Genomic DNA, 12,984 nt, shown 5'->3' on the forward strand with positions numbered 1-12,984 from the left:
ACCCTGCCTCCAGGAGCCCCTCACCATGAGCACTCCCACCCCCGAGCGTCGCAAGAACCTCAGCCTGCGTGAGTTGGTGGACAAGGCCTACGCCATCATCGAGCCCTTTTTCGACCCGGCCAACGCCTGGAACGGCCAATCCCTGGAGCACCTGGCCTACCGCGTGCTCCGCGAGAACCTGCCCGACCTTCCCCCTCAGGACGTGCAGGTGATCGTCTCCGCCGCCACCCGCATCTACCGCAGCAAGCACTCGCCCCAGTAATCATCCGGTGACCCGTTTCTACCCCTTTCTCTTCGTGCTCCTGTGGAGCACGGGCTTCATCGGCGCCAAGTATGGCCTGCCTTTCGCCGAACCCCTGAGCTTCCTGTCCACCCGCTACGTGCTGGTAATCGGAGTGATGGGCCTGCTGGCGCTGGCCACCCGCGCGCCCTGGCCGGCCACCCCGCGCCAGTGGCTGCACATCGGCGTCACCGGCATCCTGGTCCATGCCATCTACCTGGGCGGGGTGTTCACCGCCATCCGCCACGGTCTGCCGGCCGGCATCACCGCACTGGTGGTGGGGCTGCAACCCCTGCTCACCGCCCTGGGCGCCGGCGCCCTGCTGGGCGAGCGCGTGCAGCCCCGCCAGTGGGCCGGGCTGGTACTCGGCTTTGGCGGCGTCGGCCTGGTGGTCTCCCACAAGGTGGCGGCAGCCGCCAGCACTCCGGCCCTGGCCGCCATGCTGACCCCGGCCGTGGTGGCCCTGCTCGGCATCACCGTCGGCACCTTGTACCAAAAGCGTTTCTGCCCCGCCTTCGACCTGCGCACCGGCTCCGTGGTGCAGTTCATCCCCACGCTCATCCTCACCCTGCTGGTGGCCAGCCAGACCGAGACCATGGCCATCGAATGGACCGGGCAGTTCGTCTTCGCCCTGCTGTGGCTGGTACTGGTGCTGTCGGTGGGCGCCATCAGCCTGCTCAATCTGCTGATCCGCAACGGCAGCGCGGTGAACGTGGCCAGCCTGTTCTACCTGACCCCGCCCACCACGGCCCTCATTGCCTGGGCCGCCTTCGGCGAAACCCTCACCGGCCCAGCCCTTGCGGGCATGGGGCTGACCGTGTTCGGCGTATGGCTGGCACGCAAATGAGGGTCCATGGCCCGTCCGCCTCGGCCAACATCGCCACCCGCATCCTGGGCATCGACCCGGGCCTGCGCAGCACCGGCTTCGGCCTTATCGACACCCTGGGCAGCCAGTTACGCTACGTGGCCAGCGGCTGCATCAAAACCGGCGAGGGCAGCCTGCCCGAGCGGCTGAAGATCATCCTCGACGGAATCCGTGAAGTGATCTCCACCTACAAGCCCGACCAGGCTGCGGTGGAGATCGTCTTCGTTAACGTCAATCCTCAATCCACCCTGCTACTCGGCCAGGCCCGGGGCGCGGCCATCTGCGGTGCCGTGTCCTGCGACCTGCCGGTGGCCGAATACACCGCCCTGCAAGTCAAGCAGGCCGTTGTCGGCCACGGCAAGGCTGCCAAGGAGCAGGTCAGCCACATGGTGCAGCGCCTGCTGTCCCTCGAAGGTGCGCCATCGTCCGATGCCGCCGATGCCCTGGCCTGCGCCATCTGCCATGCCCACGGCAGCAGCGGACTCGCCGCCATGGCCGGCATCGGCACCCGCAAACGCGGCAGCCGCCTGTCGGCCTGAGCGGTCCCCCGCTCCCCCTCAAGGCATCCGCTTCAGCACATGCAGCAGTGCCCGCTGGGAAGGCCCCAGCACGTCTGACAGGGCCACCTTGTCCAGGGACGCAAAGAAGGCCTCCAGCGCCGCCCCCAACACCCCTTTGAGCTGACAGCTCGCCGTGAGCAGGCAATGGCTCGTCTCGTGGAAACACTCCACCAGGGCCAGATCGGTCTCCATCTTCCGCACCACGTCCCCCACCACAATCTGCTGCGGCGGCCGCGCCAGGCGCAGGCCGCCGCCCTTGCCCCGCAAGCCTTCCACAAAGCCATTGCGGATCAGCTGATTGACGACTTTCATCAAATGACTGCGAGAGATCTCGAAGCGCTCAGAGATCTCCTGAATGGTCACCAGGCGTTGCTCGTTGGACGCCAGATAGATCAGGACGCGCAGTGCGTAGTCCGTGTGCTGGGTGATGTGCATGGAGGACGGATTGCCGGAAAGGGGCTTCAACCCTTCGATTATAAGGGACTTTTAAAAAGATTCATTTACGTTGACTCTTTAAAAGATGCATTCTAGAGTCCACTTAACAAACCCCACGGAGAGAACCATGAACACCCACGAAAGCGCCCCACCCGAGCACCCCGTCTTGGCCCAAGCCTGTGCCGTCATGCGTGAAGCCTACGAGCGGGGTTGGATCAGCACCCGCGACGGCAATGTGTCGGTGGCCATGAGCGACCGCCGCGGCTTCCTGGTGTCGGCCAGCGGCGTCATCAAACACACCCTGATACCCAGCCAGTTCGTTTTCATTCCCGCCGGCGATGTCATGGCCCCGGCCGCCGACGCCTACCCCCGCCCGTCGGGCGAGCTGGACCTGCACCGCCGCCTCCAGACCCTCCTGGCCGGGCGGGCACTGACGGTGCTGCACCTGCATCCCACCCACATCGTTGCTGCCCTCTACGCAGGACGGGATCTGGCCGAGCTGTCGGCCGACTTCCCCGAAGTCACCCGCTACACCCGGGTCGGGCCGAACATCCCGGCGCTGCCCGCCACCAGCACCGAACTGGCCGAAGCCTGCGAAGCCGCCTTCCAGCCGGCCCTTGGCCCGGCTCCCCACATCCTGGGCCTGGATCGCCACGGGGTCGTCGCTGTCGGCAAGACCCCCTGGGAGGCCTTCGAGCATGTGGAGCGGCTGGAGCACATCTGCCGCATCGCCCTCGCCGCGGGTCGTCGCCACATCCACCATCCTGAAGCCATTGAAGAGGAGACCGGCCATGTCGCACACCGCCCCTGACCCCCGCCGGATCCTCACCACCGGCCGGGCCATGATGGCCCTGGCCGCCATCGGCATGCTCGTCTCAACCCTGGTGGCCTACCCCTTGGCCGAGCGCTTCAGTCTGGGCATGCAGATCGCCGGTCACCTGGCCTTGCCCGTATCAGCGGCCTTCTTCAAGCTCGGCTACGTGGTGCGCCTCGCTGCCCACCACGCCCTCGGCAATCTGCAGGCGGGTTGAGCGGACGGGCTGGGCCGCTACAATGCCCCCTCTCTCTGGAGCGCCCGCCCATGCCCGACCTCATCGAATTCGACACCCCCCGTCTGCACCTGCGTCAGTGGCACGAGGACGATCTGGCGCCCTTTGCTGCCCTGAATGCCGATCCCGAGGTGATGACTCACTTTCCGGCGCCCCTGACACGCGCCGCCAGCGATGCCCTCGCCCGGCGCTGTCAAGCGTTGATCGCCGAGCGGGGCTGGGGCTTCTGGGCAGCGGAGCTGAAGGAGAGCCGGCAATTCGTCGGCTTCCTCGGGCTTCACACGCCCATTGCCGAACTGCCGTTTGCGCCCTGCGTGGAAGTGGGCTGGCGCCTGGCCCGGGCCCACTGGGGGCGCGGCCTGGCTTCGGAGGGGGCACGAGGGGCCCTGGAAGTGGGTTTCGAAAAGCTGGGGCTCACGGAGATCGTGTCCTTCACCGCCCTCGGCAACCTGCGCTCCCAGGCAGTGATGGCGCGCATCGGAATGCGCCGGAGCGATGAAGACTTCGACCACCCGGCCGTGCCACCAGACAGTCCCTTGCGGGCGCACTGCCTGTACCGGCTCGACCGTGACAGCTGGCGGGCGGCACCGGGCTGATCCGCCCGGCCCGACAGGTCAGGGCTTGGCCTGATCAGCCGCCTTGGCGCGCATGCCACCGCGACGCGCCCCCCGGTGGGCATCGTCGAAAATCTTCTGCTGTTCGGGGCTGAGCTGGGCGTAGAAGGCCTTGAGCACGGCAATGTGCTCGGTCATGGCCGCCTGGTGGGCCTTCATGTGTTCGAGCATGCGCTCAGCCCGCTCGGGGGTCGTCAGCGTGGCCGCATCCGCCGCCTTCGCCGGGTCAGGCCGGCCCTTGCCCATGGGGTGCTCGGACTCGACCAGCTTCTTCCAGCCCGCCTCCTGCTCGGGGGTGAGCTTGAGGGCTTCATGCAGCTTGCGGTGGTGCTGTTCCATGCGCTCGGCACGGTGCTCGCCCATGCCACGCGGCCCCATCAGGCCACAGCCAGGGTCGGCCAGCGCGGGCAGGGACGTAGCGCCCAGCAGGGCGATCAGGGCGGCAGCCGGGGCAAGGTGGCGGAAACGCTTCATCATGGTGAATCTCCTCATGGGACGTCATGTCCGGACAGCATATCCGGATCTGCCGTACCAGACCGACCCCCATGGGTGCGGGTTCCACCCCAACTGTAAGTGTCTATTGCTTGGCGGGCAGGAATACGGCCTCTCATCAGACTGTGCTGACGACACCAGGGAGACCGAAGCAGGGATGGAAACGGGCGGGTTTCGTCTGCAAAGGCGCCGTCCTGCAAGACGGACTACCCCAAACCCGGAAGTCAATGCCCTACTGACCAAGCCATCACCACGCTTCGGTGATACTTCGGTTTTTGCGAAGCATTCATCCGGATAATCCGTGTGGCCCTCCACGACCGGCCGGCCTACCATGCAAAGGCGCGGCCGGCGGTGCATCCAGCCCCCTCGAGACCCGCACATCATGCCAACCCGATCCATCGTCCTAAAGTCTGGCAAGGCGCCATGAGCCCCCCGCCCAGCTCCTCTCCCTGGCACGCCCTGCCCACCCCCGAGGTGGCCCGCCGGCTCGATTGCGACGCCCACCAAGGTCTGTCCGCCGACGCCGCCGCACGCCGCCTGCGCAGCCACGGCCCAAACCGTCTCGACCAGAAACCACCTCGCCCGGCCTGGCGACGCCTCGCCGACCAGTTCGCCAACCTGCTGGTACTGGTGCTGATCGGCGCAGCGGTGGTGGCCGGCCTGCTGGGCGAAGTGAAGGACGCCATCGTCATCGGGGTGGTGGTACTCCTCAACGCCACCCTTGGCTATGTCCAGGAGAACCGCGCCGAGCGCGCCCTGGCGGCCCTGCGCGACATGCTCGCCCCCACCGCCCGGGTTCGCCGTGACGGTACCGTGCAGATCGTCGAGGCCACCACCCTGGTGCCCGGCGATATGCTCCTGCTGGAAGCCGGCGAGCGGGTTGCCGCCGATGCCCGGGTGGTGGATGCCCACGCTGCCGAGGTGGCCGAGGCAGCCCTCACCGGCGAATCCGCGCCTGTAGCCAAGTACCCCGACACCGTCGCCAGCAATGCCCCCCTGGCCGAACAGCATGGCATGGTCTTCATGAACACCGTGGTCACCCGCGGCCGCCTGGAAGCCCTCGTCACCGCCACCGGCATGGGCACCGAGATAGGCCGTCTGGCCGGCCTGCTGGGCGACACAGCCGAACCCGACACGCCCCTGCAGATTCAACTCGACACCCTGGGCAAACGCCTGGCGATGATCGCCGGCGTGGTGGTGGCACTGATGTTCGGCGCCGGCCTGGCCCGGGGCGATGCATTGATGGACACAGCCCTCACCGCCATCGCCCTGGCCGTGGCCGCCATTCCCGAAGGTCTGCCGGCGGTGGTCACGGTAACCCTGGCCCTGGGCATGCACCGCATGGCCGGGCGCCACGCCATCGTCAAAAAACTCGCCTCCGTCGAAACCCTGGGCTGCACCACCGTGATCTGCTCCGACAAGACCGGCACCCTGACCCTCAACCGCATGACCGCCCGGGCCCTGGTCTTTGCCGGGCAGCAGCTGGCGGTGAGCGGCGAGGGCTATGCCGCCGCCGGGCAGATCAATGCCCCAGGCGGCACACCGCTGCCCGACCTCTCTCCGGCCCTGCTGCCCGCCGCCCTGTGCGCAGACGCCCGCCTCGTCGGTGACGAACTGATCGGCGACCCGACCGAGGGCGCCCTGCTGGCCCTGGCACGGCGCGGCGGGCTCGATCTGCCCCGGCTGGCCAGCGCCCACCCGCGCATCGCCGAGATCCCCTTCGATTCGGACAACAAGTTCATGGCCACCTTCCACCTGGAGGGCGAGCAGGTGCGCATGTGGATCAAGGGTGCCCCCGACGTGCTGCTGGCCCGTGCCAGCCGCTGGCAGGGCCCCGCCGGTGAGGCGCCCCTCGACGCCTCGGCGCGGGACGCCCTGCGCGCCGCCAACGACACTCTCGCCGGCCAGGCCCTGCGGGTACTGGCCCTGGCAGGGCGGAGCATCCCGGCTGCCGACTTCGACCCGGCCGGCGATCTCCAGGCCTGGACCCACGAGCTGACCCTGAACGCCCTGGTGGGCATCATCGACCCACCCCGCCCCGAGGCAAGGGAGGCCATCCGCGTGTGCCGGGACGCCGGGGTGCAGGTCAAGATGATCACCGGCGACCACCGGGTCACCGCTGCCGCCATCGCTGGCGAGCTGGGCCTCAGCGGCACAATCCATGAAGGGCGCGAACTGGACGGACTGGCCCCCGCCGAGCTGCAACGCCTGGTGGAGGGCGCTGCGGTGTTCGCCCGAGTCACCCCGGAACACAAGACACGCATCGTCGAAGCCCTGCAGGCCGGCGGCCACGTGGTGGCCATGACCGGCGACGGGGTCAACGACGCCCCTGCCCTGAAGGCCGCCGACATCGGCGTGGCCATGGCCATCACCGGCACAGAGGTGAGCCGCGAAGCCGCCACCATGGTGCTGGCCGACGACAACTTCGCCACCATCGTGCGGGCGGTCGAAGAGGGGCGCACCATCTACGACAACATCGTCAAGTTCGTGCGCTTCCAGCTGTCCACCAACATCGGCGCCATCCTCACCGTGCTCGGCGCCCCCTTCCTGGGCTTCGCCACACCCTTCACCGCCATCCAGATCCTGTGGGTGAACATCATCATGGACGGCCCCCCGGCCATGACCCTGGGCGTCGAACCTGCCCGGCCCGGCATCATGCAGCGCCCGCCCCGCCCTGCTGGCGCCGCCATCCTGTCATGGCCGCGTCTGTGGCGCATCGGCCTGTACGGGCTGACCATGGCCGCCGGCACCCTGGGCATCTACGCCTGGGGCCTCGCCCGCGGCGGCCTGTCACTGGCTGGCACCCTGGCCTTCACCACCTTCGTGCTATTCCAGTTCTTCAACATTTTCAACGCCCGGGCCGAACACGGAAGCGCCTTCAACGCTCAGTTCTTCAGCAACGGCAAGCTGTGGACGGCCCTGCTCGCCGTGGTGGGGCTTCAAGGGCTGGTGGTGCATTGGGCACCGGCCCAGGCCATCTTCGACACCGTAGCCCTCACCCCCGCCGAATGGGCCGCCGCCATCCTGGTGGCGTCCACCACGCTGCTCCTCGACGAGCTCCGCAAACTCATCCTGCGCCTCGGCGCCCCAACCCCGGAGGAAGGACGATGAACACCATCCGCCAGATCCTGGCCGCCACCGATCTGTCAGCTCCTGCCCGCCACGCCATGGACCGTGGTTTCCAGCTCGCCGCCACCAGCGGCGCCCGCTACACCGTGCTCCACGCCCTGCACCTGGGGCCCCTCGACACCCTGCGCGGGCTGCTCGGCGACGGCAGCGCGCAGATCGGCCAACGCCTCGAAGAAGCCGCCCGCGACAACCTCGGAGCCCTTCTCGCCGACCCCACCCACCACCGGGGCGTTGCCGCAAGCCTGCACATCCACACCGGCACGCCGGTAGACGTGATCACCACCCGCGCCGACGCCGAAGACGCCGACCTGCTGGTGGTTGGCGCCCGCGGCGAGGCCTTCCTGCGCCACGGGCTACTCGGCTCCACCGCCTCGCGCCTGCTGCGCCGCACCGCCGCCCGCCCGGTGCTGGTGGTCAAGCAGCCGCCCCATGAACCCTATCGCCGGATTCTCGCCCCGGTGGACTTCTCCCCCGGCTCGGTCCAGTCCTTGCGCCTGGCCCACCGCCTCGTACCCACTGCCCACATCGTCCTGATCCACGTCTTCAACGTACCTTTCGAAGGCAAACTGGCCCTCGCCGGTGTCGACGAAGTCGCCATCCACGCCTATCGTCGCAAGCAGCGGGAAGAATCCCTGCAGCGCCTGCACGTACTGGCCTCCACTGCCGGGCTTGAGGCCGGGCACTACTCCGTCCTCGTCCCCCACGGCGACCCGGCCCAGCAGGTCATCGCCCAGGAGCAAGAACAGGACGCCGACCTGATCCTGGTCGGCAAGCACGGCACCGAGCTGACCGAAGAACTGCTCCTCGGCAGCGTCACCAAGCGCATCCTCAACGAATCCCAGTGCGACGTGCTGGTGGTGCCCGACCCGCGCCGCGTGGAGCACCTGCACGGCTAGACCCCGGGAGCCGGCCATCCGCGCCGGGTGGCCGGGGCTTCATGTCGCGGTGTAACCTACAGGCCTTTGTCCGGCAAAAGCACCGGCATGCCAACAGGGTACCCGAGACCCGTCGCACTGCCTTACTCCGCCGCCCCGATCACCCAAGCAGTACGCCTCTCCCCCGCATGCTCGACGACATCAAGAAGACCCTCTGGGCGACCGCCGACAAACTGCGCGCCAACATGGACGCAGCCGAATACAAGCACTTGGTGCTAGGCCTCATCTTCCTCAAATACGTCTCCGATACCTTCGCCGCCCGGCGTGCCGAGCTGACCACGCGCTTCACTGACGAAGCCGACGACTACTTCCTGCACGAATGCGATGCCGAAATGCTGGCCGACGAGCTGGAAGACCGGGACTACTACAGGGAGGTCAACGTCTTCTGGGTACCCGAGGCCGCCCGCTGGGACCAGCTCCGCGCCGCCGCCAAACAGACCGACATCGGCAAGCGCATCGACGAAGCGCTCACCGTCATCGAGCAGGAAAACCCCAAGCTCAAGGGCATCCTCGACAAACGTTACGGCCGCGCCCAGCTACCCGATGGCAAGCTCGGCGAGCTGGTGGATCTCGTCTCCACCATCGGTTTTGGCGACGACCCGGGTGCCGCCCGCGACGTGCTGGGCCAGGTGTACGAATACTTCCTCGGCCAGTTCGCCAGCGCCGAGGGCAAGAAGGGCGGCCAGTTCTACACCCCCGCCAGCATCGTCAAGACCCTGGTCGCCGTGCTCGCACCCCACCACGGCAAGGTGTACGACCCCTGCTGCGGCTCGGGCGGCATGTTCGTGCAGTCCGAAAAATTCATCGAGGCCCACGGCGGCAAGCTGGGCGACGTGTCCATCTACGGGCAGGAATCCAACCCCACCACCTGGCGCCTGGCGGCGATGAACCTCGCCATCCGCGGCATCGACTTCAACCTGGGCAAGGAGCCCGCCGACACCTTCACCCGCAACCAGCACCCCGATCTGCGGGCCGACTTCATCCTCGCCAACCCGCCCTTCAACATCAGCGACTGGTGGCACGGCAGCCTGGAGGGCGACCCCCGCTGGCGGTATGGCGACCCGCCCCAGGGCAACGCCAACTACGCCTGGCTCCAGCACATGCTGCACCACCTCGCGCCCACCGGCCGCGCCGGCATCGTGCTCGCCAACGGCAGCATGGGCTCCAGCCAGAACAACGAAGGCCAGATCCGCGCCGCGATGGTGGAGGCCGACGTGGTGGAAGTGACGATCGCCCTGCCCGGCCAGCTCTTCTTCAACACCCAGATCCCCGCCTGCCTGTGGTTTCTGGCCAAAAAGAAGACCGCCCGCCCCGGCGAGGTGCTGTTCATCGACGCCCGCAAGCTGGGCCGCATGATCAGCCGGGTGCAGGCCGAGCTGACCGACGAAATCATCGACCGCATCGCCGCCACCGTCGCCGCCTGGCGTGGTGAAGAAGGCGAGTATGCGGACCAGCCCGGCTACTGCCGCAGCGTTGCGCTCGCCGAGATCGCCGAGCATGGCCACGTCCTCACCCCCGGCCGCTACGTGGGCGCCGAGGCGGTGGAGGACGACGACGAAGCCTTTGCCGACAAGATGCGCTCGCTCACCGAAAAGCTGGGGGAGCAGATGGCCAGGGGCGCCGAGCTGGATGCCCTGATCCGCCAGAAGCTGGGAGTGCTGGGCTATGCGTTCTGACCGCCCACCCCAAACCATGACCACCCCAACCCCCACCGTAGGTCGGGTTAGCCCGCAGGGCGTAACCCGACAGGACACGACCGCAGAACCGGCAACCGATGTCGGGTTACGCGAAGCTAACCCGACCTACGGGGCTGAGGTCGTGCTATTGGAAGAACTCGCAGCACCAATCAAGAACTCGATTGTGGGAGGCCCCTTTGGGTCGAACCTCGTGTCCAAGGACTACGTTTCGTGCGGCGTCCCGGTTATTCGCGGGCAGAACATGGGGGGTCGCTGGGTTGGGGGTGAGTTCGTGTTCGTCTCAGCAGAGAAAGCCGATTCTCTTAGTCCGAACAAAGCGCACCCAGGAGACTTGGTATTCACTCAACGAGGTACATTAGGACAGGTGGCCATTGTTCCGATGTCTCCATACTCGGAGTACATCGTTTCTCAAAGTCAGATGAAGGTGACGCTTGATGCTACTAAGGCTGATGTCAACTTTCTCTACTACGCCTTCCGCTCACCGGAGCAGCTCGACTACATTAAAAACACTGCGATCCAGACAGGAGTTCCACATACCAACCTTGGCATCCTAAAGAAAACTCCGATTCAGCTTCCGCCGTTGGCAGATCAACGTCAGATCGCGGCATTGCTTGGGTTACTCGACGACCGCATCACCCTCCTGCGCGAAACGAACGCCACCCTCGAAGCCATCGCCCAGGCGCTGTTTAAGTCCTGGTTCGTCGACTTCGACCCCGTCCGCGCCAGACAGCAAGGGCTCGCCCCGGAAGGGATGATTGATGCGACAGCGGCGTTGTTTCCGGATGGGTTCGAGGAGTCGGAGCTGGGGTTGGTGCCGAAGGGATGGAAAGTTATGCCCGTCGGTGGCGTTGTTGAGGGCATCTACGATGGCCCTCACGCGACACCACCCGAAGCCAACGATGGACCGGTTTTCCTTGGTATCAAAAACCTGACGGGTAGCACGCTCGACCTGTCCGACATTCGGCACATCGCTGAAAGCGACTTCGCTCAATGGACCCGACGGGTTACGCCCCGGGCCGGCGACATTGTTTTCAGCTACGAAGCCACACTGGGCTTCTTCGCCTTGATACCAGAGAATCTCCGTTGCTGCCTGGGTCGCCGCCTGGCACTCATCCGCCCAAGGACCAGCGGAGGGCATGGGCATTTCTGGTTCCATCAGTTCGTCGCGCCTCCTTTCCAGCGCCTATTGGAAAAGCACACGATCCATGGCGCCACCGTAAATCGGATCGCCCTGAAAGAGTTTCCGCACTATCAAGTACTCAATCCGCCAGCCGGCATCAAGGCTGCATTTGATGGATTTGTTGCCCCGCTGTGGCAACGAATCCAGGCCAACCACGCCCAAGCCCAAACCCTCGCCACCCTCCGCGACACCCTGCTCCCCCGCCTGATCTCCGGCCAGCTTCGCCTGCCGGAAGCACAGGCCGAACTGGAAAGCGCACGCCCATGAGCAACCCGGAGGAAGATGTGTGGCGACGCTTTGAACGGGTCTTTCCGGTCTTCTGGCAACAGTATCGCCCCCATGCCGATCGCTGCCTGCTCGTATTCAATGGCGGCGAGTCGTTCCTGGCGGTTGCAGAATCGACAGGAGATATATGGACGATCTACGATAGCCACGTCTGGAACGCCTTCCAGCGCTTTATCAACGGTGGTGAGCATGAAAACGGCAAACACTGAACGCTGGTCCGCGGAGCTGGTTCGTATCGGCAATCAGGCCGTGCGCGAGGCGCAAACCCGGAATCGGCAACTGGGTATCCCCAATTGGTATTCCCTGAACGGCAAGCTCGTCAGTGACGCCCCGCAAGTTCCGATCAAGCCTGCACCGGGGGCGAAAGCCCGCTGATTGCAGGTTTCTCCATGACCGAGGACCAGCTCGAACACGAAGCCCTCGGCTGGCAGAGGTGGGTTACACGCCGCTCCACAGCCCGACGCTGGCACCACCCAGACGGCGTCCTCAGATGTTGCCATGCCTGAAAAGTACCGAATCAAGTCCACCGTTGAGCGCCCATTTGTCCTCCAGACGCTTCGGCACTTAAGACCCGTATTCGCTGAGCTTGCGCGAAACAAGCAGACGACCGGATTGGGGCAGATTACGGTTGCGGACTTGAAACAACTTCGTGTGGTCAAGCCTCCCTTGCCGCTGCTACTTCGATGGAATGAGGTTGTTTCGCCGCTACTGGACGGAGCTTTCTTGATTCAGCAGCAAGCCGAACCCCTCGCCACCCTCCGCGACACCCTGCTCCCCAGCGTGAACTCCGCCTAACTTTGCCTGACGGAGTTAGCAAACCAAGACGAGGAAACCGTTCGATGAGCATCCCCGATAGCGCGCAGATCATTGCCCTGCTGGAAAGATTGAAGGATGTACCCGCCGACGATCTAGAAAGCCATTTTCTCGACTTCAAACCCTGGGAGGATGCAAAGTCGGCGCTGAAATTTGCCTGTGAATACGCAGCCTGCTTTGCCAATGCCGATGGCGGTGTGCTTGTCTTCGGGGTGGCAGACAGAGTCGTAGGCAAGGCGCAGGCGATCGTCGGGGCTAAGGGGTACGATCCAGACTTGCTCCGGCGCCAGATTTTCAACGGCACTCGGCCGGGCATAGACGTCGAAGTCGAGGAGATCGCCGTTCAGGAAGGCACTGGCAGACTGCTGGTGGTACGTGTCCAGGCTGGCAAGCAAAAGCCTTACGGCACCACAGCAGGGCTTTATAAACAGCGGGTTGGTAAGAACTGCATGCCGCTCGACCCAATTGCGTTTCAGCAATCCCAGGTGCGTACCGCGGCCCTTGATTGGAGCGGAGCCCCAGCCGGGCGCCTCGAAAAACCTCAGCTTGCCCACCCTTGGTAAAATTACATCGTCCTGACCCCTGCTGCAGCTTATCCCGATGAAACAGCGTAGTGCCATCAAGACTGACCTGTTTGCCGACGAACACCA

Annotated in this window: 15 protein-coding genes; 13 read left to right on the plus strand and 2 right to left on the minus strand. The window is 65.7% G+C overall.

What is annotated here, in order from left to right; genetic code table 11:
* Nucleotides 1-25: 25 nt before the first annotated feature.
* The 3 genes from PHI64_RS09985 to ruvC are packed head-to-tail and all read left to right on the plus strand — an operon-like array spanning nucleotide 26 to nucleotide 1,684.
* Complete coding sequence (locus PHI64_RS09985; RefSeq protein ID WP_299882157.1) at nucleotides 26-262, plus strand: hypothetical protein; 237 nt, start codon at nucleotides 26-28, stop codon at nucleotides 260-262.
* 7 nt (nucleotides 263-269) lie between these two features.
* Nucleotides 270-1,127, plus strand: a complete 858-nt coding sequence (locus PHI64_RS09990; RefSeq protein ID WP_299882159.1) for a DMT family transporter — start codon at nucleotides 270-272, stop codon at nucleotides 1,125-1,127.
* Nucleotides 1,124-1,684: a crossover junction endodeoxyribonuclease RuvC gene (gene ruvC / locus PHI64_RS09995; RefSeq protein WP_299882161.1), complete on the plus strand. Its 561-nt coding sequence runs from the start codon at nucleotides 1,124-1,126 to the stop codon at nucleotides 1,682-1,684. The genes PHI64_RS09990 and ruvC overlap by 4 nt, the downstream gene beginning before the upstream one ends.
* A gap of 18 nt (nucleotides 1,685-1,702) precedes the next feature.
* Here the strand turns inward: ruvC and PHI64_RS10000 are convergent, their stop codons facing one another.
* The gene (locus tag PHI64_RS10000) at nucleotides 1,703-2,140 is read right to left on the minus strand and encodes an Rrf2 family transcriptional regulator (RefSeq protein WP_299882163.1); all 438 of its coding nucleotides are present in this window, start codon (nucleotides 2,138-2,140) and stop codon (nucleotides 1,703-1,705) included.
* A gap of 127 nt (nucleotides 2,141-2,267) precedes the next feature.
* Here PHI64_RS10000 and PHI64_RS10005 point away from each other — a divergent pair, with 127 nt between their 5' ends.
* From PHI64_RS10005 to PHI64_RS10015, 3 genes are read left to right on the plus strand one after another with little or no spacing between them, the layout of a single operon-like run.
* Nucleotides 2,268-2,951, plus strand: a complete 684-nt coding sequence (locus PHI64_RS10005; protein ID WP_299882165.1) for a class II aldolase/adducin family protein — start codon at nucleotides 2,268-2,270, stop codon at nucleotides 2,949-2,951.
* Nucleotides 2,932-3,171 carry a hypothetical protein gene (locus tag PHI64_RS10010; protein WP_299882168.1) on the plus strand — a complete coding sequence of 80 codons (240 nt, stop codon included), beginning with the start codon at nucleotides 2,932-2,934 and terminating at the stop codon, nucleotides 3,169-3,171. Before PHI64_RS10005 ends, PHI64_RS10010 begins: the two co-directional genes overlap by 20 nt.
* A 50-nt stretch (nucleotides 3,172-3,221) precedes the next feature.
* On the plus strand, nucleotides 3,222-3,785 hold the full coding sequence (locus PHI64_RS10015; protein WP_299882169.1) for a GNAT family N-acetyltransferase: 564 nt from the start codon (nucleotides 3,222-3,224) through the stop codon (nucleotides 3,783-3,785).
* An 18-nt stretch (nucleotides 3,786-3,803) separates the two neighbouring features.
* Here the strand turns inward: PHI64_RS10015 and PHI64_RS10020 are convergent, their stop codons facing one another.
* The gene (locus PHI64_RS10020; protein ID WP_299882171.1) at nucleotides 3,804-4,280 is read right to left on the minus strand and encodes a Spy/CpxP family protein refolding chaperone; all 477 of its coding nucleotides are present in this window, start codon (nucleotides 4,278-4,280) and stop codon (nucleotides 3,804-3,806) included.
* Between the two features lie 438 nt (nucleotides 4,281-4,718).
* On the opposite strand from PHI64_RS10020, the gene PHI64_RS10025 reads away from it, so the two are divergent.
* The 7 genes from PHI64_RS10025 to PHI64_RS10055 all read left to right on the plus strand — a co-directional run bounded on the left by PHI64_RS10025 (nucleotide 4,719) and on the right by PHI64_RS10055 (nucleotide 12,897).
* The gene (locus PHI64_RS10025; protein WP_299882173.1) at nucleotides 4,719-7,406 is read left to right on the plus strand and encodes an HAD-IC family P-type ATPase; all 2,688 of its coding nucleotides are present in this window, start codon (nucleotides 4,719-4,721) and stop codon (nucleotides 7,404-7,406) included.
* Entirely contained in the window at nucleotides 7,403-8,320 is a 918-nt protein-coding gene (locus PHI64_RS10030; protein WP_299882175.1) for a universal stress protein, read from the plus strand. The genes PHI64_RS10025 and PHI64_RS10030 overlap by 4 nt, the downstream gene beginning before the upstream one ends.
* 167 nt (nucleotides 8,321-8,487) lie before the next feature.
* On the plus strand, nucleotides 8,488-10,035 hold the full coding sequence (locus tag PHI64_RS10035) for a class I SAM-dependent DNA methyltransferase (RefSeq protein ID WP_299882177.1): 1,548 nt from the start codon (nucleotides 8,488-8,490) through the stop codon (nucleotides 10,033-10,035).
* A 16-nt stretch (nucleotides 10,036-10,051) separates the two neighbouring features.
* Nucleotides 10,052-11,503 (plus strand): restriction endonuclease subunit S, encoded by a 1,452-nt coding sequence (locus PHI64_RS10040; protein ID WP_299882179.1) that lies wholly within the window; start codon nucleotides 10,052-10,054, stop codon nucleotides 11,501-11,503.
* Nucleotides 11,500-11,730 (plus strand): hypothetical protein, encoded by a 231-nt coding sequence (locus PHI64_RS10045; RefSeq protein ID WP_299882180.1) that lies wholly within the window; start codon nucleotides 11,500-11,502, stop codon nucleotides 11,728-11,730. Before PHI64_RS10040 ends, PHI64_RS10045 begins: the two co-directional genes overlap by 4 nt.
* Nucleotides 11,711-11,896 (plus strand): hypothetical protein, encoded by a 186-nt coding sequence (locus tag PHI64_RS10050; protein ID WP_299882182.1) that lies wholly within the window; start codon nucleotides 11,711-11,713, stop codon nucleotides 11,894-11,896. Before PHI64_RS10045 ends, PHI64_RS10050 begins: the two co-directional genes overlap by 20 nt.
* A gap of 464 nt (nucleotides 11,897-12,360) precedes the next feature.
* Nucleotides 12,361-12,897: an ATP-binding protein gene (locus PHI64_RS10055; RefSeq protein ID WP_299882184.1), complete on the plus strand. Its 537-nt coding sequence runs from the start codon at nucleotides 12,361-12,363 to the stop codon at nucleotides 12,895-12,897.
* The last annotated feature ends 87 nt before the right edge of the window (nucleotides 12,898-12,984 follow it).

It is taken from the genome of Zoogloea sp., from assembly GCF_028689785.1.
GTDB lineage: Bacteria > Pseudomonadota > Gammaproteobacteria > Burkholderiales > Rhodocyclaceae > Zoogloea.